Below are 25,815 nucleotides of genomic sequence, written 5' to 3'. Positions count from 1 at the left end.
AGTGATCAGCACTGGTCAGTCGTCGGTGTCGTTCACGACCGGCGACTCGGGCAGACCGCTCTGCCGCACCCGGTAGACCTGCAGCGTGGTGCCGTAGTACTTGGTCGTCTCGCCGACCCACTCCATGCCGAGTCGCTTCGCGGTGGCGATCGCGCGGGAGTTGTCCGGCCGGGCGAGCGCGAAGATCTCGTCGATGTCGAAGGTGAACGCCCAGTGCAGCAGGGCGGTGGCCGCCTCGGTGGCGTAGCCGTGCCCCCAGTCCTCGGGGCGCAGCTGCCAGGTCAGCTCGAGGTCGTGGTCGTAGGGCGGCAGCATGCGCAGCACCAGGCCGCCGACCACGACGTCGTCCGAGCGGCGGTGCATCGCGAAGCGCCCGGTCGGGGGCACTTGGATGGGCTGGGATTCGGTCCAGGAGTGCACCACGGCGCGCATCGCGGCCAGATCGGCGACGTGCGAGATCACCGGGGTGAGCCATTCGGTGACCTCGGGGCGGCCGTAGAGGTCGAGCGCGGCCTGCACGTCGGCGTCGCCGGTCGTCCAGTCCCGGATCACGAGCCGTTCGGTGGTCAGCGGAGGTTGCATGGCGGCCTCGCCTTCGCCCACCGGCGCGGAACTCGCCGGTCTCGGCGCGGTTGGGGATCGGTCGAAATTCTATCGCGATTCGCCGAAATCGGGCATTCGAAGATGCTGTGACTTCAGTGCCGAGTGAATTCAATGCTCGGCGGCGCGGGACGAGTGCTGCTGGGAGGTCAGCGGGTCCGTCGCGCGACAACTCCCCGCGCGCTCCGGGCACGCGGGGAGTTCGGTCGCGCGCGGGTCAGTGCGCGGGCGGCAGCGGGGTGAGGTGGCCGGTGGCGTCGAACTCCCAGTCGTGCGGCTCGCCGAGGGCGGTCATGTCCGGGTGCTCGGCGACCTCCTGGGCGTAGGCCTCGGAGACCTCGATGCGGGGCATGGTCAGCGTGTTGCGCACGCGCACCACCTTCGACGGCCGCGGGTGCGGTCCCCGGGTGAGGTGCAGGCCGGCGGCGATGGCGTCGCGGTCGGTGGCCAGGGCCATCGGGATGCGCGCGCCGTCGGGAACGCCCGAGGTCAGCGAGTTGGTGTAGAAGGAGCCGAACTCGATCTGATCGACGCAGCGCTGCGTGGTCAGGTCGGCCATGCCCAACCCGCAGGCGTTGCCGTTGGTGTGCTCGGTCAGGCCCAGGACCACGATCCGCTGCAGCGGCGCGGCGTGGAACTTGTCGCTGTTGACCGGGGCGCGGCCGGTGATGTTCGGGTCCATGCCCGCCCCGCTGATGTCCTTGCCGATCTGGTCGACCACCAGCAGGTCGATGTCGGACATCAGCAGCTTCGGCATCAGCCGCTTGGCCTCCACGAGCAGCTCGGCCTCGCGCTCCAGGACGCGCTCGGTGGGCACCAGCTCCAGCAGCGCGATGTCCTCGTAGCCGTTCTCCACCACGGCCAGCCCGAACTCGACGGGCATACGGGCGAGCACCGCCTCGGCGACCTCCGGGATGAGCGTGTCGAACTTCTCGAACCCGTGGCTGTGCAGGGTCGCCGCGCCGCGGTGCTTGCCCAGCCCGATGGCGATCATCTTGGCCAGTCCGCTCTCGTGGCTGCCGCGGAAGTCGGTGTGCGGCTTGACGCGGCCGAGCACCACCACGCCGTCGGCGCCGGCGGCTTCGGCGTCGAAGTGGATCGGGGTGCCGTCGTCGAGCTCGGCGACCACCGCGGTCTCCATCGACGACAGGATCGGCGCGCCGAGGCTGTCCTCGGTGATGCCGTACTCGGCCAGCACGGTGCGCTGCCCCTCGGCGGTCGCCCCGCCGTGGCTGCCCATCGCGGGCACCACGAAGGGCTTCGCCCCGCACTCGGCCAGCGCCCCGACCAGGGCGATCGCGATGCGGCGGAGCTGGGCGATGCCCCGGCTGCCGACGGTCACCGCGATCCGCTTGCCGCTGACCGGGTTGCGCCGGTCGTGCTCGGCGACCTGGGTGCGGATGCTGCCTTCGACGTCCTCGATCCGCTGGGCGTCGAAGCGCTGCTCGACCGGGATCATCCTGGGAAGTTCGATCTCGGCTCCGGCGAGCCGGACCTTGTCGACGTTGAACATGAGCGCCAGATCCTCCGTCACGCGCTGACCGCGGGTGCGACCAGCTCGGCCGATCCGGATCCTGGCACTCCGAACGCGCCCCGCAAACCCCGCGCAACCCCGCCGATCGACCCGAACCACCCACCACCGCACCCGGTCGGCAGAACCCTCCCGAACGCACCCCGAAAAAGCAGGCCGTTCGGGCCCCGGGTTGGGAGGTGGTTCGCGTGGGGTGTGCGGTCGTCGGGTGCGGGGAGAGGGGCTTGTCCGGGCGGGGGTGTTGTGCGGGGGTGGTGTGGAGCGCGGTCGGCGCTGGTGGGGTCTCAAGGGTGGCGGGGTGTTGCGCCCTGGGCCGGTGCGGTGGTTGGGGTATCAGTACGGCAGGAGGCTGCCGGGCGGTATCGCGAGTGGGAGCTGCGCGACGGGACCTGCCGGACCTGGTTGCTGCGGGTGCTGGTGCGCGGGTTGCTGCAGGTCGCGCCGCTGGCCGCGCTGCTGCTGGTCGGTCTCGGGGTGCTCGGCGGGTCCTGGCCGCTGGCGGCCGGAGCGGTGCTGCTGGGGGTGCTGGTGGTGGCGCGGATCGTGCTGACCAGCTCGGTGGACGGCGTGGACGCGCGGTTGGCCGCGCACCGCTTCCCGCCGGGTCACGCTTCGGCGGTGCGCGGGCGGCGCGACGCCGAGGCCGCCGAGCGCTGCGCCGCGGTCTGGCGCCGCGAGCGGCCGTGAGCTCGGCTACCCGAGCGCCGTCGGGTTCACCAGCGGATTTACGATCGGTGAATGTCCGTTGAGCTCAGCCCCGCCGCGATCTTCCGGGCGGGCACCCGCCTGCGCCAGGTGGTTCGGCGCACCCCGTTGGAGACCAGCGGCCGCTTGTCCGGGGAGCTGGGCGTGCCGGTCCGCCTCAAGCGCGAGGACCTCCAGGTCTGCCGTTCCTACAAGGTCCGCGGCGCCTACAACCTGATCTCCGGGCTGAGCGCCGCCGAGCGCGCGAACGGCGTGGTGTGCGCCAGCGCGGGCAACCACGCGCAGGGCCTGGCCTTCGCCTGCCGCGAGCTGCGCATCCCCGGCCGGGTCTACCTGCCGGCGAACACCCCGCGGCAGAAGCGCAAGCGCATCGCCTCCATCGGCGGCGAGTGGGTCGAGCCGATCATCGCGGGCTCGTCCTTCGACGAGGCCAGCGCCGCTTCCAAGGCCGACGCGGAGCGCACCGGGGCGGTCTACGTGCACCCGTTCGACGACCCGCGCACCATCGCCGGTCAGGGCACGGTGGGCTTGGAGATCGCCGAGCAGCACGACGGCCCGATCGACACGGTGGTCGTCCCGGTCGGCGGCGGCGGGCTGATCGCGGGCATCGTGCTGTGGCTCAAGGAGCACTTCCCGGAGATCCGGGTGGTCGGCGCCGAACCGGCTGGAGCGGCGAGCATGCGCGCGGCGCTGGAGCACGGCGGCCCGCTCAAGCTGCCGGAGGTCGACACCTTCGTCGACGGCGCTGCGGTCGGCCGGGTCGGGGACCTCGGCTACGACGTCGCCGGTGGGCTCGTCGACGAGATCGTGGCGGTGCCCGAGGGCGCGGTGTGCACCGAGATGATCGAGCTGTACCAGACCGAGGGCATCATCGCCGAGCCCGCCGGGGCGCTGGCCAGCGCGGCCGCCCGGTTGCTGGAGCGCACCCCGCGCGGTCCGGTGGTATGCGTGGTCTCCGGCGGCAACAACGACCTGAGCCGGTACGGCGAGATCGTGGAGCGCTCGCTGCTGCACGAGGGCTTGCGGCACTACTTCCTGGTGACCTTCCCGCAGGAGCCCGGTGCGCTGCGGCACTTCGTCGACGACGTGCTCGTCGACGGCGAGGACATCGTGGCCTTCGAGTACGTCAAGAAGAACAACCGGGAGACCGGTCCGGCCCTGGTGGGCATCGAGCTCGACAACGCCGACGACTTCGACGACCTGCTCCGGCGGATGAAGGAGTCCCCGCTGCAGATCGAGCAGGTCTCGCCGGGTTCGCCGCTGTTCTCGTTCCTGGTCTGAGCGCGGAGATCGCGCCCGGGCTCCCCGGAGCTCTTCGCTCGTCGCCGCTGCTCAGTGCAGGCGCCGGTGGCAGATCTCGGCGAGGTCGCCGTGCGAGGTGGCCTCCAGCAGCCGGACCCTGGCCGAGGGCCCGGCGAAGTGCAGTTCTGCGATGGTGTTGTCGAAGAACGGGCCGTCGGTCTTGCGCCAGCGCAGCGGCAGCGGCGCCGCCCCGGCGCGTTCGGCCCGGCTCCGCAGCCGGCGCGCCAGCGCGTCCGACCAGGCCAGCCGCAGCGGCGCGCGCATCCAGCGGGGTGCGCGGTTGTGCAGCGGTGAGCAGGTCAGCTGGGTGACGCGGGAGCGCAGCGGGCGCGGGTAGTGGGCCTCGGCGAGGTAGCTGTGGTGGACATCCCCGGACAGCACGTTGATCGTGGCGGGTGCGTGCATGCTCGCCGCGGTGTCGCCGAGCAGTTCGGCCAGCCGGTCGAAGGAGTCGCGGAAGGCGGCCCAGTGCTCGAGGTCGGCGCCTTGGCGGACCTGCTCGGCGAGCCGGGAGCCGCGGTGGCAGGCCCGCTCGTTCCAGGTCTGCGCGTGGTGCACCGCGGGTGGCAGCAGCCAGGGCAGCGAGCAACCGATGACCAGGTGCCTGCGGTCGACTTCGGCGAGCGCGCGCAGCCAGGCGAAGTCGGTCTTGGACAGCATGGCCCGGTCGGCGGTCTCCAGGATCCGGCCGCAGCGGGTGTCGAGCACGATCAGCCTGGCGGGTCCGAGGTCGCGGGCGTAGCTGAACCGCACTCCCTTGGTGCCGTGCTCCTCGCGGTCGGCCGCGGCGGCCATCTCGCGCAGCACCGGCAGCGCGTCGCCGTGCCTGCCGACCCGGGTGGCTTCGAGGTAGACCTCGTCGCGTTCGAGCTCGTCGGGGCTGAGGTTGCCGATGTGCTGGTAGATCCAGTAGGAGATGAGCCCGCCGAGCAGGCGCTCGCGCCACCACGGATGGGCCGACATCTGCTCGCGCCAGGCGCGGGAGGTGTTCCAGTCGTCGCGCACGTCGTGGTCGTCGAAGATCATCATGCTCGGCACGGTGGACAGCAGCCACCGCACCTGGGGATCCGACCAGGCGTAGCGGTAGAGGATCGTGTACTCCTCGAAGTTCGCGATCTCGTGGCCGGGCGGCCGGTGCAGGCTGCGTCGGGCGGCGAGCTCGCGGCGCACCGAGGGCGTGGTCTGATCGGCGTAGACCTGGTCGCCGAGCAGCAGCAGCACGTCCGGGTGGTCGGGCTCGGGGGCGCTGGCGAGCTGCGCGGCGCAGGCGGTCAGCGCGTCGGGGCCCTCGCGGTCGCGGCCGTCGCCGGCGGTGCGGTCGAAGTGGCAGGAGCCGAACATCGCGGTGAGCCGCTCGGGGTCGTCGACCGGGCGGATGATGCTGGGCGCCGCGCCGTCGCGGGGCCACACCCGCTCGCCGTCGAGGTGCACCTCGTAGGGCGTGGGGCCGTCGAGCCCGCGCACGGTGACCAGCGCGTAGTGGTGGCCGGCCACGCAGAAGGTGGGCGCGACCGAGTCGAGCACGCGCACCGCGCAGGGCCGGTCCGTTTCGACCCACACGGTCGCGGTGTCGTCGTCGATGTAGCGCAGCAGCGGGCCAAGCACCAACTCGGTCACCCGCCCTGGATACACCACGTCGGAGGTGGAGGAAACTCGGCGCGGCGGAGAGGAGGGCGGGCCCGGCCGGCAGCACCGGCCGGGCCCGCCCGGGCGTCGCGCGCTGCGAGTCGGGGGTGGCTTCAGCGCGCGGCGGTTCGGCCGGGGATCACTTCTCGGCGCCGACGTTGACGTCGATGCAGGAGTAGAACGCGTTGGCGGTGTCGGCGACGTTCCAGACGGCCAGGACCTTCTGCGGTCCGCTGTAGCCGGAGAGGTCGACGTCGTGCGAGAGCTGCTTCGGGGGCTGCTCGCCGCCCTGGTCGAAGGAGGCGACGAGCTTGTCGCCGATGTAGTACTCCCAGGTGGAGGTCGCGTGCGCGGCGGTCAGCGTCCAGTTGAAGGTGGCCCGGGTGCCGACCGGGGTGGCCTTCCAGCCCTTGGAGTCGTCGTCGAGCTCGGCGAACTGCTCGTTGCCGCCGCTGCAGCTCTTGAGGCCCTTGGGTCCCTCGACGCTCTGCGGTTCCCACTTGATCGGGCCGCAGGGCACGGTGTCGTTGGCGCACTGGGCCTGGCGCGACGGCGGGGCGTCGACGTAGCCGTGCGCGCTGGCGGTGCCGGCCGGGATGGCGACGAGGAAGGGGGCGATGGCTGCGCCGACGGCGGCCGCGGTCAGCTTGCGGTTGGGCATGTCAACTCCTTGGTGTGGGGGTGCGAGCCGGGTGGATCGATCCGGTGGAGCGGCGCGGGTGGATGCGAAAACCCGGCTGCGGTGGGGAGTTCCGTGCGATTTAGTGGTCTGGACCATAGAGCGGGCCCGGTGGGCGGTCAAGGCGCGAAGCCGTCCCGGCGGCCGGAGTTGATCGATTTCAGCGCGCTGACCTGATGTTTTGCCCGGATTCGCCGGGGAGCTGGAGTTTTTCCCAGCTGGCTTCGCGGTTTTCCCGAACGGCATTGGTGCGCGCGGTGATTCGTCCGCCCGGGGCAGCGGGCTGCGCCGGTGCGCTCACCTGCCGCGCTTGAGGAGCGAACGCGCGGCCGTCCAGCCGGATTCGCCGCCCAGGCCGGCTCCCGGGTGGGTGGCCGCGCCGATGTGCCACAGCCCGCTGATCGGCGTGCGGTGGTTGCCCGCGGACGGCAGCGGGCGCCACAGGTAGCTCTGGTCCAGCTCGGCGGAGCCGCCGTAGGGGTCGCCGCCGATGGCGTTGGGGTTGTGCTCGGCCAGCTGCGGGGGCGCGATCACGTCGATCGCGCGGATCAGGTCGTCGAGGCCCGGTGCGTGCTCCTGCAGGTGGCGCAGGGCCCGGTGCGCGTGGGCCTCGGCGAGCTCGCGGGTCCAGCCCCGCGAGGTGTCGAGCTCGCCGGCCGCGTCGCCGGTGGGGGAGAACGGGACCTCCTGCAGTTGCAGCCACAGCGAGGCCGCGCCGGCGGGGACCCGGGTGTCGTCGAGGAGGTGCTGGCGGCCCACCACGACCGTGGGTCTCCGGGGGAGCAGCCCGGCGTCGGCCTCGGCGCAGGCGATGCCGGTGCTGCCCGAGCCGTCGCTGAGGTGCACGATCGGGACCTCGGCCAGTCGCGGGTCGCGCCAGCTCGGCGGAGCCGACAGCGCCACGTGCACCTGCATCGCGGCGCGGCCGGGCCGGAACTGCGCGGCCTGGTGCCGGAGGCGGGGTTTCACGGCCGACGGCGGCAGCAGCTCGCCGTAGAGCGCGCCGGGCGAGACCGAGGCGAGCACCGCGCGGCGGGCCCTGTGCACCTGGCCGCCGGCGATCACGCCGACGGCGCGGTCGTGGTCGACCAGCACCCGCTCGACCTCGGTGCGCGTGCGCACCCGCACGTCCAGGGATTCGAGCAGCCCGGCGAAGGCGGCCAGGAAGTTGGCCTGCCCGCCTTCGACCACCGGCAGGCCCGCGGAGTGCATGGTCGCGGCCAGCAGCGCCATCATCAGCCCGCCGGAGGCGTGGTCGGGGGACAGGCCCGCGTGCAGCAGCCACGGCGCGAAGAGCCGGTCGACCTCCTGGCCGCGGAACTCGCGGCGGGCGAACCCGCGTCCGCTGCTGGCCAGCTGGCGCAGCCAGCCCTCGGCACCGCGCAGCCCGCCGGTGTTGAGCAGCTTGGCGCCGTGGCGCAGCAGCGCCCAGGAGCGCGGTTCGCTGGCCAGTAATCCGCCGAGGGCGTCGATGTCGGCACCGACGCGCTGCAGCGTGGCCAGGTAGGCGGTGCGATCGGCCGGGTGCTCGAACTCCTCGGCGGTGCGCTGCGGATCGCGGTGGGCGCGGGCGATGCGCCCGTCGCCGCCGACGCTGGCGCACAGCCAACCCTCGGAGTTGCGGTAGACCAGCCCGTGCTCGTGCAGCTGCTCGCCGAGCGCTGCGTAGGCGGGGCCGGAGACGAAGAGCGGGTGCCAGGAGGCGTAGGTGTCGTGGACGTAACCCGGCAGCGTGCGCTGCCCGGAGGCGATGAACCCGCCGATCTCGGGGTTGCGCTCGCAGATCAGGACCGACCACCCGGCGCGGGCCAGCTCCGCGGCCGCGACCAGGCCGTTGATGCCGGCACCGACCACGATCGCATCGAATTCGCCACTCATCGAGCAGGCCCTTCCGGTGCGGTCGACTGCGAACGATCATCGACTATAGGTCGAACGAGCGGCACATCCCGGTCTGCAACGATCAAGGAGAGGTTCGCGGGGACGGGATCGTCTTGGGGAAGCCCGACCGCCGGAACAGCCCGCACAACCCCGCTGCCGTGACCGAGGCCAGCGCGGCGAGCAGCAGCGCCACCTCAGCGCCCCAGTGCGCGAGCACCAGGTACCCGAGCCCGACGCCGACCACCCCGCTGGCGGCCTTGGCGCTGTAGATCAACCCGTGCACCTCGGCGCTCCTCCGGTGCCCGAAGAGCTCCCGCGCCAGCGCGGCCAGGATCGGGTGGAAGGCACCGCCACCCGCGCCGGCGACGGTCGCGCTCAGCAGCAGCCACGCGGGGGAGTTCGGCAGCGCGACCAGCAGCAGGACCTGACCGGTCGCCTGCACCGCCAGCACCCCGCGCAGCACCCGCCGCGGGCCGGCTCGGCGGGCCAGCGGGATCGCCACCGCGCGGCCGGCGCCGTTGGTGGCCACGAACAGCGCTGCGGCGCCCGGTCCGGCCAGCAGCGCGAGGAAGGCGGCGTTGAACAGCGAGACGGTGGCCGCGCAGAACAGGCAGGCCGCCATCGCGGGCAGCGCCGGGGCGCGCAGCGCTTCGGAGGCCGAGAACTCGTGGGCCGCGGGCGGATTGGCGCGCGCCCAGTTCCGGTGGTCGACGTGCGCCGGCCACCAGTCGCGCGGCGGGTCGGCCACCAGCAGGCCGCAGGCGGTGACCGCGAGCAGCAGCGGCGGTGCGAACAGCGCGATGTGGGCCGCATCGATCGGTGCGGCCAGGGCGAGCGCGAACGGCGCCGAGCCGTAGGCGAAGGCGCCGGTGACCACGCCGACTCGGGCCGCGGGGTTCTCCGGGAACCACTTCTGCGCGGTGGAGGTGCACACCGCGTAGACCAGCCCGGCGCCGGTGCCGCCGAGGACCGAGTGGCCCAGCAGCAGGGCGAGCGGTCCCTCGGCGTGGCCGAGGCTGACGATCCCGGCCGCGCACAGCAGGCCGCCGGTGATCAGCACGGCGCGCGGGTCGAGCCTGCCGCGCTGGCGCAGGTGGGCGACCGGGAATCCGGCCCCGGCCTGGAAGACCGCCCAGCACGCCAGGGTCCAGCACAGCGAGGCCAGGTCGTGGCCGGCGGCGGTGAGCACCGGGATGGCCGCGCCGAAGGCGTACTGGGCGGTGCCCACCAGCAGCATCGGCAGCCAGCACGCCCACAGCAGCACCGCGCGGGAGCGGCCGGTGAGCTCGCGGGGCTGCTCGCCGACGCGGTAGCGGCGGCCGTGGTGATCGCGGACCTCCAGCTTCGGCGTGTGCAGCCCGATCATCGTCCAGCCGCGGTCCGGTCCGCTGCGCGTCATCGGGCATCACCTGCCGAGGTGTCTCTGCTCACAAGGGCTTCGTCGAACGGACAGGATCACGGAATACTGTATGCACGGAGTTGGGAAGGAGGTGACGACGAAGATGCGGATTCTCAGCGCCATCCGACGCCGTTTAGAACGCCTGCCGCGCGGCTGCGCGGCGGACGGGCGCGTCCTGGGACTGGCCACGTCCGCCGCGGGCGAAGCCGCTCGGCGACGGCTTCGCGACGGTGGCGAGCGCGCGGCCGGGCCGGAGCGCGACGAGCGGCCACTCGTCGACGCCCGCGGCTGAGGCCGGGTGGTGGTGCCCGGTGCGCTCATCTGCGGGCACCACCACGAACCAGCCGTTCCTGCACCCACACGAACCCGATCGCGAACCCGACGCCGATCAGCGCCTGGTAGGCCAGGAACGCCCACGGCTGCGGCGGCAGCGCGAAGGTGTCGCCCAGGACCAAGCGGGTCCCGACCTCCTGCACCAGCCGGACCAGCGGGAAGGCGATCGCCCAGTACAGCGCCATCGGTGCGAAGTGCCCGCTGCTGAGCACGCCCCGCCAGCGCAGCAGCGCGCAGCCCGCGCCGGCCACCGCCAGCGGGAGCGCCAGCAGCGCTCCCGCCGTCACCGCCCACGACGGCGGGGCGCCGCCGACGAGCATGAACACGCCGGCGAACACCCCCGCCACCGCGCCGATGAGCACGCCCGGCGCCAGGATCCGCGCCGCGTCCACGGGTTGCGTCGTCGCGGTCATCTCAGCTCACGACCACTCCGTACTCGACGAGGCTGTAGAACAGCATTCCGAGGTAGAAGAACGCGCCGAACCCGATGATCAGGTTCGACCACCACTTCGGGCGGATCGGCCTGGGCAGCATCCGGTTGTTGACCAGCAGCAGCACCACGCAGTAGGCGCCCATGGCGAAGGTCGACAGGAACGCCAGGGTGTCCAGGATGGAGCTGGGGCCGTCGGCCGGGCCGAACAGCAGGATCAGGATGCCGAAGATGATCACGCCCCACAGGAACGCCGCGTAGAGCTGCGAGATCTTGAAGCGGCGGGCGCCCTTGACGAAGTGGTAGGTCATGTCGGCCTGACCGCGCGAGAACGAGTCGAACAGGCCGAGCGTGGCGTTGAGCCCGATCAGCGCGATGAACCCGAGGAACACCGTGCCCAGCACCGGCGAGCCGGCCGCCGAGAACGAATCGGCCATCGCGTTGAGCGCGGCATCCCGCTCGCCGCTCTCGATGAGCGCGGCCACGTTGGGGTTCTGCCGCGCCGCGGACTGGGCCAGCACGGTGAACGAGACCGTCACCAGCATCGTGATGCCCCAGAACAGCAGCAGGGCGTCGAAGGTGACCCAGCGCCGCCAGCCCTTCCACTTGGCCATCTCGTCGGGATCGTCGGTGTCGAACATGAACCCGCGCGAGGGCATGGTCTCTTCCTCGTCGGCGTGCCGCAGGCCGCGGATGCGCGGGATGTGCGCGCCCATGCCCGCGCCCCGGTCGCGCAGGTGCAGCGTGTACCACATCTGCTGCATGCCGGAGGGGCCCGCGAAGGCGATCGCCCCGACCACGACCGGGAACCACTGGGCGCTGAGCGCCTCGTCCGGGAAGTAGCCGAAGTGCAGCATGCCGGTGAGCGTGCTGGTGAGGTCCTGCAGATCGCCGACCATCGCGGCGACCACCGCGGTGCCGACCACCAGCAGGCCGATCAGGATCGACAGCACGTTCTCCAGCAGGTTGTAGATCACCTTGGCCATGGTGAACAGCACGCCGACCAGCACCAGCCCGATGCAGCCGGACACCACCCACGGTATGCCGGTGATCTCCTCCAGCGCCGCGGCGCCCGCCGAGAGGTGACCCGGCCAGATGTAGACCAGTATCGCGGTGACGAAGAAGAACCACATCACCGGTTTGGCCACGCGCGCCGCGCCGGAGAAGATGCTCTCCCCGGTGGCCATCGCGTACCGGGCCATCTCCAGCATGACCACGGCCTGCAAGGTCACGCCGACCAGGAACAGCCAGCGGATCTCCGGGCCGAAGATGAGCACCAGGCGAGGCCACATGTAGGACTCGCCCATGCCCACGCCGAGGGCCACCAGGAACACCGTCGGACCCAGCAGGTGGATCGACGGCGGCGCCTCGGGGAGCTTGCGGATGGGCATGGGTTCGAGGCCACCGGCCTTCCACACCCGCCCGTCCTCCTCGGCCGCTAACTCGGGTTCGGGATCTCTTCCGGGAGCCTTGTCGCCATCCACATCGGACCTCCTTGTCCACTCTGGATTTCACGCCCCGCTGCGAGCTGTTCGGCGATCGCGGTGCTCGTCGGAGCCCGCGGCGGTGCGAGCTGCGCATCCGCGCACCTCGGAACCGCAGCTGCGCCGCCGTTCCCGAACAGTTCCAGCGGGACGTCCTGCCGGCGCGGACCCCCGGAGGGCGCGTGGTCTGAGGCCACCCGTCCACCGCGAACCGCGCGTGAACCGCGAGCTCGTCGCGACCAACGACGAAACCGGGCGGCGCCCGCGGACGCCGCCCGGTGCCCGGTCAGCCGAGCAGCCCGGCCGAGCGCGCCCACTGGTACTTCGCGCCCAGCACGGCCACCGGCTTCTCGGTGGTGTAGGGGAAGGCCACGATCCCGTGGTCGAACAGGTAGTCCGCCGCCTTCTCCACCTCGGTGTCACCGGCCAGCGACACCACGATCGGCTTGTCGACGCCCTCGGCGCGGGCCTCCTCGGCGACCCGCGAGCACAGCTCGGCGAAGACCATCGGCGGGGTGACGATCGTGTGCCAGTAGCCCAGGATCAGCGAGTGGATCCGCGGATCGCGCAACCCCAACCGGATGGTCTCCTCGTAGGTGCTCGGCGGTTCCCCGCCGGTGATGTCCACCGGGTTGCCCGCCGCGCCGAACGGCGGGATGTACTCGCGGAACGCCGCGTCGAGGTCCGGCGGGATGTCCATCAGGTTCAGCCCCGCCGACACGCAGGCGTCGGAGAGCAGCACGCCCGAACCGCCGGCCCCGGTGATGATCACGACGTTCTCGCCCTTCGGCGTGGGCAGCACCGGGACGCCCCTGGCGTACTCCAGCATCTCGTTGAGGCCGGGGGCCCGGATCACGCCGGACTGGCGCAGGATGTCGTCGTAGACCTTGTCGTTGCCGGCCAGCGCGCCGGTGTGCGAGCTGGCCGCCCGCGCACCCAGGTCGGTGCGCCCGGCCTTGAGCACCACCACCGGCTTCTTCTTGGTGACCCGCTGGGCGGCGCCGACGAACGCGCGACCGTCCTTGAGGTCCTCCAGGTGCATCGCCACGCAGCGGGTGTTGTCGTCCTGCTCGAAGAACGTCAGCAGGTCGTCCTCGTCCACATCGGACTTGTTGCCCAGCCCCACGATCGCCGACACGCCCATCTTGGTGGTGCGGGAGAAGCCCAGGATGGCCATCCCGATGCCGCCGCTCTGCGAGGTCAGCGCCACCCCGCCGCGCACGTCGTAGGGCGTGCAGAACGTCGCGCAGAGGTTCTGCGGGGTGTAGTAGTAGCCGTAGATGTTCGGGCCGAGCAGCCGGATCCCGTGCTTCCTGGCCACCGCCACGACCTCCTCCTGGAGGTCGGCGTTGCCGGTCTCGGCGAACCCGGAGGGGATGAGCACCGCGGCGCCGATGCCCTTGCGCCCGCACTCCTCCAGGGCACCGGCGACGAACTTCGCCGGCACGGTGAACACCGCGACGTCGATGTCGTCGTCGACGTCGGTGACGCTCTTGTGGGCCTTGCGGCCCAGCACCTCGTCGGCCTTCGGGTTGATCGGGTGGATAGCGCCCGCGTACCCGCCGTTGACCAGGTTCTTCATCACCGAGTTGCCGATCTTGCCGTCCTCGTTGGACGCACCGATCACCGCCACCGACCGCGGCGTCATCAGCCGCTGCATCGACTCCAGGATCTCCTCCGGCGAGTGCTGCGGCGGACCGGGCGCCGCGTCGTCGGCGAGCACGATGCGCACGTCGGCCGCGGTGGCCCCCGAGCCGGTCGCGAACACCGGGTTGAGGTCGAGCTCGCCGATCTCCGGGAAGTCGGTGACCAGGTCCGAGGTCCGCCGCAGCACCTCGGCCAGCGCCTGCGCGTCCACCGGCTCGGCTCCGCGCGCCCCGCGCAGCACGTCGGCGGCGGCGATGTCGTCGAGCATCCCGCGCGCCTGGGCGGCGTCCAGCGGCGCCATCCGGAAGGTGACGTCCTGGAGCACCTCCACCAGCACGCCGCCGAGCCCGAAGGCCACCACCTTGCCGAACGTCGGGTCGGTGGTGGCCCCGACGATGACCTCCTGGCCGCTGACCATCTGCTGCACCTGGACCCCCGAGATCGCGGGGTTCTCCACGTGGGCGTGGGCGTTGGCCAGGATCTGCTCGTAGCCGCTCCGCACGTCCTCGGCTCCCGAGACGTCCACCAGCACGCAGCCGGCGTCGGTCTTGTGCAGGATGTCCGGCGAGACGATCTTGAGCGCCACCGGACCGCCGATCTCGGCGGCCAGCGAGACCGCCTCCTCGGCGCTGGTGGCAAGGCCCTCCCCGGCGGTGGGGATGCCGTAGGCGTCGCACAGCTTCTTGGCCTCGGGGGCGGTCAGCGCCGTCCGCCCCTCGGAGCGCACCGCGTCGAGGACCTCTCGCACGCGGGGACCGTCGTATGCCATCTGCTCAGATCACTCCGTTCGCCTTGAGCTCTGCCAGTTCGGTCTCGTCGATGCCCAGCCGCTCGGCGAACACCTCGGCGGTGTGCTGGCCCAGCAGCGGGGAACTCTCGACCCGCACGGGGGAGTCGGACAGCTTGATCGGGCAGCCGACGGTCTTGAACTCGCCGCGCTCGGGGTGATCGACGCTGACGATCATGTCGTTGTCGGCCAGCGAGGAGTCCTCGATGATCTCCTTGGTCGACAGGATCGGCCCGCACGGCACGTTGTGCTCGTTGAGCCGGGCCAGCACCGACCACTTGTCGTGGCCCAGCGTCCACTCCTCGATCATGCTGAACATCTTGTCCAGCTTGGACAGCCGAGCCTCCGGGGTCGCCCAGTCCGGGTCGTCGATGAGCTCGGGCCTGCCGATCAGCCGAGCGATCGGAGCCCAGCCCTGGGGCTGCACGATCACGTAGATGTAGTCGTTGGGCCCGCCCGGCGCGCAGCGCACCGCCCAACCCGGCTGGCCGCCGCCCGAGGCGTTGCCCGAGCGCGGCACCTCGTCGCCGAACTCGGAGTTGGGGTACTCGCGCAGCGGGCCGCCGGCCAGCCGCTGCTGATCGCGCAGCTTGACCCGGCACAGGTTGAGCACCGCGTGCTGCATGGCCACCGACACCCGCTGGCCGCGCCCGGTGTTGCCGCGCTGCAGCAGGGCGGCCAGGATGCCGGCCACGGTGTGGATGCCGGTGCCCGAGTCGCCGATCTGCGCCCCGGTGGCCAGCGGCGGTCCGTCGTCGAAACCGGTGGTCGACATCGACCCGCCCATCGCCTGGGCGACCACCTCGTAGGCCTTGTAGTGGGTGTAGGGGCCGTCGCCGAAGCCCTTGATCGAGGCGTAGATCAGCCGCGGGTTGATCTCCTGGAGCTTGTCCCAGGTGAAGCCCATCCGGTCGACCGTGCCGGGGCCGAAGTTCTCCACCAGCACGTCGGAGTCGGCCACCAGCCTGGTGAAGATCTCCTTGCCCTCGTCGGACTTCATGTTCAGCGTGATGCTGCGCTTGTTGCAGTTGAGCATCGTGAAGTACAGGCTGTCGGCGTCGTCGACGTCGCGCAGCTGCTTGCGGGTGATGTCGCCGGTCGGCGCTTCGAGCTTGATCACGTCGGCGCCGAGCCAGGCCAGGATCTGCGTGGCCGAAGGTCCTGATTGGACATGGGTCATGTCCAGGACCCGAACCCCTTCCAGAGCACTCATCTTCGCCGCCCCTCACTTGTACATGGTCTGGTTCATCGTTCCCGGGGCGTAGACCTCGGGATCGACCCAGACGTTGATCAGACTCGGCTTGCCGGACTCCCGCGCGCGCCGCAGCGCCGGCGCGATCTCGGCGGGGTCGCGGACCTCCTCGCCGTAACCGCCCAGCATCTGGGCGAACTTGCTGTACTCGACGTCGCCGAGGGTGTTGCCCACCCGGCCGCGGTCCTCGCCGTACTTGGCGATCTGGCCGTAGCGGATCTGGTTCATCGAGGAGTTGTTGCCGACGATGCCGACGAAGGGCAGGCCGAAGCGCACCATCGTCTCGAAGTCCCAGCCGGTCAGGCTCAGCGCGCCGTCGCCGAACAGGCACACCACCTCCTTGTTCGGCATCGCGTGCTTGGCCGCCATCGCGAAGGGCACGCCCACGCCCAGCGTTCCCAGCGGGCCCGGGTCCATCCAGTGCCCGGGGGACTTGGGCTGGATGACCTGACCGGAGAAGGTGACGATGTCGCCGCCGTCGCCGATGTAGATCGAGTCCTCGGTGAGGAACTCGTTGATCTCGTGCACCAGCCGGTAGGGGTCGATCGGCGAGGACTCGGAGAGCTGGCGGGGCAGCCGCTTCTGGTAGGCCGCGGTCTCGACCTCGCGCAGCTCCTGCACCCAGCCCTTGCGGCTCCCGGCGCCGTTGTCGGCGCGTCCGCTGGCGGCCTGGGCCACCGCGGTCAGCACCGCGTCGGCGTCGCCGACGATGCCCAGGTCGACGTCGCGGTTGCGGCCCACCGTGCGGTAGTCCAGGTCGATCTGCACCACCGTCGCCTCCGGCGAGAGGCGCTTGCCGTAGCCCATCCGGAAGTCGAACGGGGTGCCCAGGATGATGATCAGATCGGAGTTCTGGAACGCGTAGCGCCGGGCGAGCTGGAAGTGCAGCGGGTCCGCGGGCGGAAGCGTGCCCCTCCCGGCACCGTTGCAGAACGCGGGCACGTTCAGCTCGCGGACCAGCTTCACCGCCGAGTCGGTGGCTCGGCAGGTCCAGGTCTGGCTCCCCAGCAGGATGCACGGCTTCTCGGCCTTGACCAGCAGGTCGGCCAGCTTCTCGACGGCGTCCGGGTCGCCGGCCTGGCGGGTGGAGGCGCGGTAGCCGCCCGCGGCGGGGACGCGCGCGGACTCCACGGGCACGCTGGCGTCCAGGACGTCGCGCGGGATCTCCAGGAACGATGGTCCGGGGGAGCCGTGGTGCGCCTCGCGGAAGGCCATCGAGACCATGTCGGCGACCCGCTCGGTGTGCGGCACGGTCGCGGCGAACTTGGTGATCGGGTTCATCATGTCCACGTGCGGCAGGTCCTGCAGCGAACCCATCTTGTGCTGCGAGAGCGCGCCCTGGCCGCCGATGAGCAGCATCGGGCTCTCGGCCCGGAAGGCGTTGGCCACCCCGGTGACCGCGTCGGTGGTGCCGGGGCCCGCGGTGACCACCGCGCAGCCGGGCTTCCCGGTGATGCGCGAGTAGCCGTCGGCGGCGTGCGCGGCGACCTGCTCGTGGCGCACGTCGATGACGTCGATCCCCTCGTCCACGCAGCCGTCGTAGATGTCGATGATGTGCCCGCCGCAGAGGGTGAAGATGGTGTCCACGCCCTCGGCGCGCAGCGCCTTGGCGACCAGATGACCGCCGGAGACCTGCTCGGGTTCGTTCTCGGGTGACGTCTGGGCCATAAGCGCTCTCATCCCCTTTGACAGCCGTACCTGCGCCTCGACGTGCCTACGGTCGTCTCCATACTGCATACCGTATGAGGCGCTTTCAGGGATACCGCAGTTGCGAGCGGGTGTCCATAGGCCCGAACGGCCTATTCGCCAGGCGAAAGACGCTCCACTGTGGATGGAAAGGGCTCCTAGCTCCGCGATGGCGGGGGCTTTCGCCGCACCCATCGGGTGATGCCGGGTGCGCGACGTCTTGCCGGCAGTGGCACCATACTGTATACACGAGGCACCGACACCTTCGCTTGGCCGCAAGACCAGAGCGGAGCCAGAAGTGAGAGTTGCTGTTGTCGGCGCCGGTGCCATCGGCGCGTACGTAGGGGCCTGCCTGCACCGGGCCGGTGCGGAGGTCGGCATGATCGCCAGAGGGGAGAACTTGGCCGCGCTGCGCGCCGACGGGGTGCGCGTGCTCAGCCCGCGCGGGGACTTCCAGGTCCACCCGCTAGCCACCGACGATCCCGAGGAGATCGGCCCGGTCGACCACGTGCTGCTCGGTCTCAAGGCGTACTCCTACGCCACCTGCGGGCCGCTGATCGATCCGCTGCTCAAGGAGGACACCTCGATCATCGCCGCGCAGAACGGCATCCCGTGGTGGTACTTCCACGGGCTGACCGGCCCGCACGAGGGGCGCCGGGTGGAGACGGTCGACCCGGGCGGAGCGGTCAGCCGCGTGCTGCCCCCGCGGCGCGCCATCGGCTGCGTGGTCTACGCCGCCACCGAGCTGGAAGCACCCGGCGTGGTGCGGCACCTGGAGGGGACCCGGTTCTCCATCGGCGAACCCGACGGCAGCGATTCGGCGCGCTGCCGGGAGTTCAGCGAGGCCATGATCGCCGGCGGGCTCAAGTGCCCGGTCGAACCCGACGTCCGGCGGGACATCTGGATCAAGCTCATGGGCAACATCGCCTTCAACCCGATCAGCGCACTCACCGGTGCCACGCTGGCCGGGATGTGCCGCCACGACGGGGTGCGCGGGCTGGTCTCCACGATGATGGCCGAGACCCTGGAGATCGCCGGTGCGCTGGGCTGCCACCCGGACATCGCCATCGAGCGGCGCATCGCCGGCGCCGAGCGGACCGGCGAGCACAAGACCTCCACGCTCCAGGACCTGGAGAAGGGCAAACCGCTCGAACTCGCCGCGATGCTCACCGCCGTCGTGGAACTGGCCGATCTCGCCGAGGTCGCGGCGCCGACGCTGCGCACCATCGGCGCGCTCGGCGACCTGCTCGAACAGCGCACCGCCGCGCCCGCGCCCGTACCCGCCGGGGCGGGTTGAGGCGACCGGGCGGGCCCGCCGCGCACCCGAGCGGCGGGCCCGGTCCGCACCACCGCTCCAGGAGGGGACATGACTCGGTTCAACCACCGCGACGCCCTCGGCGGGGTCCTGCGCACGGCCGTGCGAGCGCGCGAAACCGACGACCTCGGCCGCTTCCCCCGGGAGGCGGTGCGGGCCGCCGGACGCGCCGGCCTGCTCGGCCTGACCCTGCCGACCGGCCTCGGCGGTGGTGGCGGCGGGCTGGTCGAGGCGGTGGAGGTCGTCACCTGCCTGGCCCGCGAGTGCGCCTCCAGCGCCGCCGTGCTGGCCGGGCACTACGCGGCGACCGCCGTGCTGGTCGGGCGCGCTCCCGGGGAGCTGCTGCGCCAGATCGCCTCCGGGGAGCACCTCAGCGCGCTGGCGCTGGCCGAATCCGGACCCCGCCCGCTGGTTCCCGCCGCGGGTGCGCGAGCGCACGGGGGAGTGGTCGACCTCGCCGCTCGCAAGACCTGGGTCAGCGCAGCGGGCGAGGCCGACAGCTACGTGTGGTCGAGCTTGCCGGTCGGGCAGCGGGGCGGGACGACCCTGTGGCTGGTTCCGGCCCAGGCTCCCGGGGTGTGCGTGCCCGCGGAGATCGACGGCGTGGGACTGCGCGGCAGCGCCGCGGCCGCGGTCACCGCCGACCCCGTTCGGGTGCCCGAATCCGCGGTGCTCGGCGGCGACGGCGCGGGTACCGAGATCGTGCTGGGAACCGCCCTTCCCTGGCACTGCGCCCTGCAGGGCGGCTTGGCGCTGGGGATCATGGAGGCCGTGCTGCAGCGGTCGGTGGAATGCGTCACCGGCCCGCAGCCCTCCTGGGCCCGCTGGCAGGGCCCGCCCGCGCAGCAGCCGGAGGTGCGCGCAGATCTGGCGCGGATGCGCGCCGAGGTCGACGCCGCGCGGCTGCTGCTCGCCGACGCCGTCGGCGACAGCTGGCACGGCGGCGCCGACCTGCAGCGGGTCCTGCAGGCGCGCGCGATCACGGGCGAGCGCGCGGTGGCCGTCGCCGAGCTGGGGATGAAGGTGTGCGGCCAGTTCGCCTTCCGGAAGGAGTTCGGGCTGGAGCGCAGGTTCCGGGATGCCCACACCTCCGCGCACGGGCAGATCTCGGTGGACGAGGCGCTCGACCTGCAGGGCAGGGTGATCTGCGGGCTGGCCGTGCTGGGGTAGTCGATCGGGCCACGTGCGCCCGATCGGCACCGATGCGGTTCGGGGCACGGCCTTTCGAGGTCGCCCGATCGCCTCGCGTCCCGATCGGCCCGGCCGCCAGCGAGCCGTGCGCGGAGAGCGGTGCTTTCGACCGTCCGGCGCACCCTCGTTGCCGGACTCGCCCGGACGAGCGCTGTGACGACGCCGATCGGTTGAGCGCGTTCGCGTTCGACGCTTCGGCCCCCGCTGAACTGCTGAGCTCGGCCGCTCGGGGCACACTGGGGTGCGGCTGGGAGGGAGTGGTTCGCGTGCAATGTCGCGAATGTGTCGCGTGCAGCGGGAAAACGGTTGCGCTGGTGGGAAGGGGACGCCCTGGCGAGAACTCGTCACCGGGGTGCTGCGCCCGGTCGCGGTCGGCGACGGTGTGCGTTCAGCCGTCCCATGAGTAGCGGACCGAGGTGCCTGTGAGCGGAACGGAATCGGGCTGTCTGAGCCCGGGCGGGACCGGTGCGCGACCCGCCGCGTCGCCGCGGCGCGCGACCCGGATCCTCGACAACGCCGAAATGTCCGATGTGGAGCTGCTGCTCGACGGCGCCTTCGGACCGCTGCGGGGCTTCCTCGGTGCCGAGGACGCCACCGCGGTGCGCACGCGCGGGTGCCTGGCCGACGGCGCGCCGTGGCCCGAGCCGGTCACCCTGCCGGTCTGCGCCGAGACCGCGGCCGCTGAGGAGATCGAACTGCGCGACGGGGAAGACGCCCCGGTCGCGGTGCTGCGCAACGAGGCGCCGTGGAGCGAGAACGGCTGCCACTACGCGGCCGGGCCGGTGCGCGCCACCGGGGAACCGGCGGGTGCGCTGCGGCGGTTGCGCCCGTCCGCCGCCGAGGTTCGCCGGCGGGTCGGCGGCGGCCCGGTGCTCGCGGTGCTGCCCGCCGAACCGCTGCACCACCGCGAACTCGCCCAGATCCGCGAGCTCGCGCGCACCCGCGGCGCGCACGTGCTCGTGCTGGTCCGGATGACCGGGCCGCGTCCCGAACTGCTCGTGCAGGCGGTGCTGGCCGCCGGTCCGCACCTGCCGGAGAGCAGCACGATCCTTCCGGTGCCGCTGGCGCGCCGCAGCGACCCCGCGCGCGACGCGCTGCTGGCCGCCCACGTGGCCGCCGCCTACGGCGCCACCCACCTGATCACCGACGAGACCCCGAGACCCGGCCCCGTGGCGCCGGTCGAACCACCTCCCGTCGTCCGCGACGCCGAGGACCGCTGGCGCCCGGCCGCCGAGGTCCCGCCGCCGCGCCGCCGTCCCGGGCTCGGCGGCGAGCAGGTGCGCGAGCTGCTCGACCGCGGCGACCCGCTGCCCGCCTGGTTCACCACCCCGGCCATCGCCGAGCAGCAGCGCAGGCTGCACCCGCCGCTGCGCGAGCGCGGCTTCACCGTGCTGTTCACCGGCCTGTCCGGCGCGGGCAAGTCCACCCTGGCCCGCGCCCTGCGCGACGAGCTCAGCAGGCACGACCACCGGGCCGTGACGCTGCTCGACGGCGACGTGGTGCGGCGCACGCTGTGCGCCGGGCTCGGGTTCTCCGCCGAGGACCGGAGCCGCAACGTCCAGCGCATCGGTTACGTGGCCGCCGAGGTCACCCGGCACGGCGGCACCGCGATCTGCGCACCCATCGCGCCCTACCGCCACGACCGCGACGCGGTGCGCCGCATGGTGCGCGAGGTCGGGGGTTTCGTGCTGGTCTACGTGGCCACGCCGCTGAGCGAGTGCGAGCGCCGCGACCGGAAGGGCCTCTACCGCGCGGCCCGGACCGGGAGGCTGCCGGAGTTCACCGGGATCTCCGCGTCCTACGAGGTCCCCGAGGACGCCGACCTGGTGCTGGACACCTCGGTGCTGGACCGGGACGCGGCGGTCGCCGGGGTGGTCGCGCTGCTGCGGGAACGAGGGTGGGTGCGGCCGTGGACTTCGGAGTAGCCGGGACCGGCCTGCTCACCGGGCTGCTGGTGGGCGTGACCGGGATGGGTGGCGGAGCGCTGACCATGCCGATCCTGACCCTGGTGTTCGGGGTGCCGCCGCTGGCCGCGGTGTCCTCGGACCTGGTCGCCGGTGCGGTGATGAAGCCCGTCGGTGCTGCGGTGCACCTGCGGCGCGGCACCGTGCAGCCCAAGCTGGTCGGCTGGCTGTGCCTGGGTTCGCTGCCCGCCGCGGTGGTCGGATCCTTGCTGGCCGGGTCCCTGGGGGCCGGCGCCGAGTCGACGCTCGAGGAGATCACCGGCGGCGCGGTGCTGCTGGCCGCGGTGCTGCTGTTCGCGCGGATGCTGCTGGCCCGCCGCCGCGGTTCGGCGCCCGGACGCGCGGTGGTGCGGCCCGTTCTCACGGTGCTGCTGGGCGCGGTGGCCGGGCTCGTGGTGGGCACGACCTCGGTAGGCTCGGGCTCGATCATCATCGTGTGCCTGCTGCTGCTCAACCGGGAGCTCACCTCGGCGCGGCTGGTGGGCACCGATCTGGTGCAGGCCGTGCCGCTGGTGCTCGTCGCCGCGCTCGGCCACCTGCTCGCCGGGGAGGTCCACTTCGGACTCGTCGGCGCCCTGCTGGTCGGGTCCGTGCCCGGAGTGCTGATCGGTGCGCTGATCTCGGCGCGCGTGCCGGACCGCCCGGTGCGGGTGCTGCTGGGCGGCATGCTGGTCACCAGCGGCCTGATGATGCTCGGCGCCCCGGTCGCGGCCGGTGCCGCGGCGGGCGCGTTGGTGGTGCTGGTGGCCGCGCTGGCCCCGGTGCTGAGCAGGACCCGCCGCTCGCGGCGGGATTCGACCGCCGATCCGACCGGACAGGAGGTACCGGGGTGAACGACCACGAGCTGGCCGCGCGGCTGGCCCAGCTGGCCGGCGAGCGGCTGGTGGAGCTGCGCGAGCGGGCCGGACCCGAGCTGGATCCGAAATCCCTCGGCGACGCCGCCGACCAGGCGGCCCACGAGCTGCTCGTCGGCGAGCTCGCGCGGCACCGCCCGCAGGACCCGGTGCTCTCCGAGCACGGCGTCGCCGGCCCCGCGCGCGAGCCCGGCGGGCGGGTGTGGATCGTCGACCCGCTCGACGGGACCCGCGAGTACTCCGAAGCCGGCCGCACCGACTGGGCGGTGCACGTGGCGCTGGCCCAGGAGCACCGGATCGTCGCCGCCGCGGTCGCCCTGCCCGCGCGCGGCGAGGTGCTCGGCACCGGCGAGCCCCCCGCGCGGCCGTCCCCGCACGCGGGCGCGGCGCGCATCGCGGTCAGCCGGAGCAGGCCGCCCGAGTTCGTCGCCGACGTCGCCGCGGCGCTCGACGCCCAACTGGTCCCGATGGGCTCGGCCGGGGCGAAGATCACCGCGGTGGTGCTCGGCGAGGTGGACGCTTACCTGCACGCGGGCGGCCAGTACGAGTGGGACAGCGCCGCGCCCGTGGGCGTGGCGAACGCCGCCGGGTTGCACACCGGCCGGCTCGACGGCGGCGAGCTTTCCTACGACCAGCCCGACCCCTGGCTGCCCGACCTGCTGGTGTGCCGCCCGGAGCTGACGGACCGGCTGCGCGCCGCGCTGCCCGCCGAGGGCGGTCGCCGATGAGCGCCGCCGTCGAGTGCCGAAGCACCGCACCACCTCCGCGCGCCCGCCACCGACGCGGCGGCCCCGGTCACGCCGGACCGCTGAGCAGTGCGAACCACGAGGACAGGAGCAGGAATGGTCAAGATCATCGGAGCCGGGTTCGGCCGCACCGGAACCGCCTCGCTCAAGGCGGCCCTGGAGCACCTCGGGTACGGGCCCTGCTACCACATGTTCGAGGTCATCGCGCAGCCCGAGCGCGCCCGCGACTGGTGGCGGGCGCTCGACGGCGAGGTCTCCGACTGGGAGACCGTGCTCGGCGGCTACCAGTCCACCGTGGACTGGCCGGGGTGCGCGTTCTGGCGCGAGCTGGTGGACTTCTACCCGGACGCCAAGGTGCTGCTCACCGTGCGCGACCCCGACAAGTGGTACGACAGCGTGCACAGCACGATCTACCAGTTCGTGCAGGAAGAACCCGGTGACGACGCCTTCGGCAGGCTGCTGCGCCCGACCATCGACCGGATGATCTGGAACGGCGCCTTCGACGGCCGCTTCGACGACCGCGCGCACGCCATCGAGGTGTTCGAGAAGCACAACGCCGCCGTGCGCGCGGTGGTCCCCGCCGATCGGCTGCTGACCTACCGGATCGGCGAGGGCTGGCAGCGGCTGTGCGAGTTCCTCGACGTGCCCGTGCCGGACTGCGAGTTCCCGCACGTCAACGACTCCGGCTCGATCCGCGAACTGGTCCAGCAGGTCCGGGAAACCGGAGTGGTCCCCTCGCCCTTCAGCTCCTGACGACACCGACGCCGAGCCCCGAGGAGCGTGCACCGTGCTCGACCCCCGACCGAACGTCCTGCGGCGCCGCAGCCTGCTCAAGGCGCTGGCCGCCGCGCCGCTGCTGCCCGCCGCCGGAGCCGGTGCCGCGCAAGCCGCGCCGGCCCGCGCCGCCGGGATGGGCCTGATCAGCCGCCCCGACCTGCACCCCCCGCTGATCGAGATCGTCACCCCGGCCGCGGGCACCGAACCCGGCCTCGTGCTGCTCACGCCCGCCCCGGCCAACGTGCTCGACGCCCGCGCGGCCGCACCGCGCGCCGAGGTGCAGGCCGGTGCGCTGATCATGGACGACTCCGGCCAGCCGGTCTGGTTCGCCCCGCCCGCCGAGGGCGTCGTCAGCGACCTCAAAGTCCAGGAGTACCGGGGAAGACCGGTGCTCACCCACTGGGAGGGCGAGCTGCACGTCCCGCCGGGGTTCGGAACGGGCCAGTACGCGATCCTCGACGAGACCTACAGCCGCATCGCCACCGTGCGGGCCGCCAACGACATGCTCGGCGACATGCACGACATGGTGATCACCTCGCGCGGCACCGCGCTGATCCTGATCTACGCCGAGGTCCGCGCAGACACCGCGCCCGTCGGCGGGCAACCGAACTCCAAGGTGCTCGAAGGCGTGGTGCAGGAGATCGACATCGCCTCCGGGGCGCTGCTGTTCGAGTGGCGCAGCCTGCAGCACGTCGGCCTGGAGGAGTCGTTCTACGCGGTACCCACCGACCCGGAGGTCTGGCACGACTACATCCACCTCAACTCGGTGGCCGAGGACGGCGACGGCCTGCTCATCTCGGCGCGCTGCACGCACGCGGTCTACCGGCTCGACCGCGCCACCGGCGAGGTCACCTGGCGGCTCGGCGGCAACCGCGGTGACTTCGCGCTCGGCCAGGACGCGGCGTTCGCCTGGCAGCACGACGCGCGCCGCCTGCCCGACGGCACGCTGAGCCTGTTCGACAACGCCGAGGCCGATCCCGGCCGCGGGCGCTCGCGCGCCCTGGTGCTGGCGCTCGACGAGAGCGCGATGACCGCCGAGGTGGTGCGCAGCGACGAGAGCCCGGAGGGCCTGCTGGCGCCCAACCAGGGCAACACCCAGGTGCTGGCCAACGGGCACCTGTTCGTCGGCTGGGGCGGGGCGCCCTACTTCAGCGAGTACGGCGCGGGCGGGGAGGTGCTGTTCCACGGGCGGTTCACCGAGCCGATCACCTCGTACCGGTCGTTCCGCGCGCCGTGGATCGGCCGCCCGCTCGACCAGCCCGCGGTGGCCGGGAAACCGGGGGAGGGGATCACCAGCGTCTACGCCTGCTGGAACGGCGCCACCGAGGTCGTCACCTGGCGGGTGCTGGCGGGTGCCGACGAGCAGAACCTCGTCCCGGTGCTCGATGCGCCGAGGGCGGCGTTCGAAACCCGCGTCGACGTCGAAGGGGCGCACGCCTTCGTGGCGGTGGAGGCGCTGGACTCCGGTGGAGCGGTGCTGGGCGCCTCACCGCCGGTTCCGGTCGGCTGACCGCCTGCCGGCTCCGGCGACGCCGGCGCCGACGCGGCGAGTCCCCCAAACTCGCCGCGTCGGCGCCCGGCCACGCGTTGCTCGGCCGGACAGGGCCGAGCGCCGGTGCCCCAGGCAGG

Annotated in this window: 21 protein-coding genes; 10 read left to right on the top strand and 11 right to left on the bottom strand. The window is 72.5% G+C overall.

From position 1 onward, the window contains the following. Positions 1–15: 15 nt before the first annotated feature. Positions 16–582 (bottom strand): GNAT family N-acetyltransferase, encoded by a 567-nt coding sequence (locus ACFQRI_RS03745; RefSeq protein WP_380664382.1) that lies wholly within the window; start codon positions 580–582, stop codon positions 16–18. Between the two features lie 235 nt (positions 583–817). After that, positions 818–2,134, bottom strand: a complete 1,317-nt coding sequence (locus tag ACFQRI_RS03740) for a nickel pincer cofactor-dependent isomerase, group 22 (RefSeq protein WP_380664380.1) — start codon at positions 2,132–2,134, stop codon at positions 818–820. Between the two features lie 318 nt (positions 2,135–2,452). Between ACFQRI_RS03740 and ACFQRI_RS03735 the strand changes: the two genes are divergently transcribed. After that, a complete protein-coding gene (locus ACFQRI_RS03735) occupies positions 2,453–2,818 on the top strand; it encodes a DUF5313 family protein (protein WP_380664378.1) in 366 nt (121 codons plus the stop codon). Positions 2,819–2,869: 51 nt separating this feature from the next. Further along, positions 2,870–4,117 (top strand): threonine ammonia-lyase IlvA, encoded by a 1,248-nt coding sequence (ilvA, locus tag ACFQRI_RS03730; RefSeq protein ID WP_380664376.1) that lies wholly within the window; start codon positions 2,870–2,872, stop codon positions 4,115–4,117. A 51-nt stretch (positions 4,118–4,168) separates the two neighbouring features. Here the strand turns inward: ilvA and ACFQRI_RS03725 are convergent, their stop codons facing one another. The 4 genes from ACFQRI_RS03725 to ACFQRI_RS03710 all read right to left on the bottom strand — a co-directional run bounded on the left by ACFQRI_RS03725 (position 4,169) and on the right by ACFQRI_RS03710 (position 9,720). Continuing rightward, entirely contained in the window at positions 4,169–5,755 is a 1,587-nt protein-coding gene (locus ACFQRI_RS03725) for an alkaline phosphatase D family protein (protein WP_380664374.1), read from the bottom strand. A 148-nt stretch (positions 5,756–5,903) separates the two neighbouring features. After that, positions 5,904–6,425: a lytic polysaccharide monooxygenase auxiliary activity family 9 protein gene (locus ACFQRI_RS03720; protein WP_380664372.1), complete on the bottom strand. Its 522-nt coding sequence runs from the start codon at positions 6,423–6,425 to the stop codon at positions 5,904–5,906. 315 nt (positions 6,426–6,740) lie between these two features. Continuing rightward, positions 6,741–8,321, bottom strand: a complete 1,581-nt coding sequence (locus ACFQRI_RS03715; RefSeq protein ID WP_380664370.1) for a phytoene desaturase family protein — start codon at positions 8,319–8,321, stop codon at positions 6,741–6,743. 82 nt (positions 8,322–8,403) lie between these two features. Then, positions 8,404–9,720, bottom strand: coding sequence for an MFS transporter (locus tag ACFQRI_RS03710; protein WP_380664368.1), 1,317 nt, complete (start codon positions 9,718–9,720; stop codon positions 8,404–8,406). A gap of 91 nt (positions 9,721–9,811) precedes the next feature. On the opposite strand from ACFQRI_RS03710, the gene ACFQRI_RS03705 reads away from it, so the two are divergent. Beyond that, complete coding sequence (locus ACFQRI_RS03705; protein ID WP_380664366.1) at positions 9,812–10,012, top strand: hypothetical protein; 201 nt, start codon at positions 9,812–9,814, stop codon at positions 10,010–10,012. A gap of 25 nt (positions 10,013–10,037) precedes the next feature. Here ACFQRI_RS03705 and ACFQRI_RS03700 read toward each other — a convergent pair whose 3' ends face one another. The 5 genes from ACFQRI_RS03700 to ACFQRI_RS03680 all read right to left on the bottom strand — a co-directional run bounded on the left by ACFQRI_RS03700 (position 10,038) and on the right by ACFQRI_RS03680 (position 17,321). Then, the gene (locus ACFQRI_RS03700) at positions 10,038–10,466 is read right to left on the bottom strand and encodes a hypothetical protein (protein ID WP_380664364.1); all 429 of its coding nucleotides are present in this window, start codon (positions 10,464–10,466) and stop codon (positions 10,038–10,040) included. Between the two features lies 1 nt (position 10,467). Beyond that, positions 10,468–11,967, bottom strand: coding sequence for an Nramp family divalent metal transporter (locus ACFQRI_RS03695; RefSeq protein WP_380664362.1), 1,500 nt, complete (start codon positions 11,965–11,967; stop codon positions 10,468–10,470). Between the two features lie 286 nt (positions 11,968–12,253). Then, complete coding sequence (locus tag ACFQRI_RS03690) at positions 12,254–14,383, bottom strand: acetate--CoA ligase family protein (RefSeq protein WP_380664360.1); 2,130 nt, start codon at positions 14,381–14,383, stop codon at positions 12,254–12,256. 4 nt (positions 14,384–14,387) lie between these two features. Further along, on the bottom strand, positions 14,388–15,614 hold the full coding sequence (gene frc / locus ACFQRI_RS03685; RefSeq protein WP_380664358.1) for a formyl-CoA transferase: 1,227 nt from the start codon (positions 15,612–15,614) through the stop codon (positions 14,388–14,390). Between the two features lie 12 nt (positions 15,615–15,626). Beyond that, positions 15,627–17,321 (bottom strand): thiamine pyrophosphate-binding protein, encoded by a 1,695-nt coding sequence (locus ACFQRI_RS03680; protein ID WP_380664356.1) that lies wholly within the window; start codon positions 17,319–17,321, stop codon positions 15,627–15,629. Positions 17,322–17,637: 316 nt separating this feature from the next. Between ACFQRI_RS03680 and ACFQRI_RS03675 the strand changes: the two genes are divergently transcribed. The 7 genes from ACFQRI_RS03675 to ACFQRI_RS03645 all read left to right on the top strand — a co-directional run bounded on the left by ACFQRI_RS03675 (position 17,638) and on the right by ACFQRI_RS03645 (position 25,696). After that, positions 17,638–18,636 carry a 2-dehydropantoate 2-reductase gene (locus ACFQRI_RS03675; protein WP_380664354.1) on the top strand — a complete coding sequence of 333 codons (999 nt, stop codon included), beginning with the start codon at positions 17,638–17,640 and terminating at the stop codon, positions 18,634–18,636. 69 nt (positions 18,637–18,705) lie between these two features. Continuing rightward, positions 18,706–19,824, top strand: a complete 1,119-nt coding sequence (locus tag ACFQRI_RS03670; RefSeq protein ID WP_380664352.1) for an acyl-CoA dehydrogenase family protein — start codon at positions 18,706–18,708, stop codon at positions 19,822–19,824. A 524-nt stretch (positions 19,825–20,348) separates the two neighbouring features. Beyond that, positions 20,349–21,770 (top strand): adenylyl-sulfate kinase, encoded by a 1,422-nt coding sequence (gene cysC / locus ACFQRI_RS03665; protein ID WP_380664594.1) that lies wholly within the window; start codon positions 20,349–20,351, stop codon positions 21,768–21,770. Next, a complete protein-coding gene (locus ACFQRI_RS03660) occupies positions 21,755–22,642 on the top strand; it encodes a sulfite exporter TauE/SafE family protein (protein WP_380664350.1) in 888 nt (295 codons plus the stop codon). The genes cysC and ACFQRI_RS03660 overlap by 16 nt, the downstream gene beginning before the upstream one ends. Beyond that, positions 22,639–23,391 carry a 3'(2'),5'-bisphosphate nucleotidase CysQ gene (locus tag ACFQRI_RS03655; protein ID WP_380664348.1) on the top strand — a complete coding sequence of 251 codons (753 nt, stop codon included), beginning with the start codon at positions 22,639–22,641 and terminating at the stop codon, positions 23,389–23,391. The genes ACFQRI_RS03660 and ACFQRI_RS03655 overlap by 4 nt, the downstream gene beginning before the upstream one ends. A 114-nt stretch (positions 23,392–23,505) precedes the next feature. Then, positions 23,506–24,162: a sulfotransferase family protein gene (locus ACFQRI_RS03650; RefSeq protein ID WP_380664346.1), complete on the top strand. Its 657-nt coding sequence runs from the start codon at positions 23,506–23,508 to the stop codon at positions 24,160–24,162. Between the two features lie 34 nt (positions 24,163–24,196). Beyond that, positions 24,197–25,696: an arylsulfotransferase family protein gene (locus ACFQRI_RS03645; protein ID WP_380664344.1), complete on the top strand. Its 1,500-nt coding sequence runs from the start codon at positions 24,197–24,199 to the stop codon at positions 25,694–25,696. Positions 25,697–25,815: the final 119 nt, after the last annotated feature.

The sequence above is a fragment of the Saccharopolyspora griseoalba genome, assembly GCF_042665275.1.
Classification (GTDB): Bacteria; Actinomycetota; Actinomycetes; order Mycobacteriales; family Pseudonocardiaceae; genus Saccharopolyspora; species Saccharopolyspora griseoalba.
The sequence above is the reverse complement of the archived record's forward strand: the minus strand, read 5'-3'. Positions and strand labels throughout refer to the sequence as shown.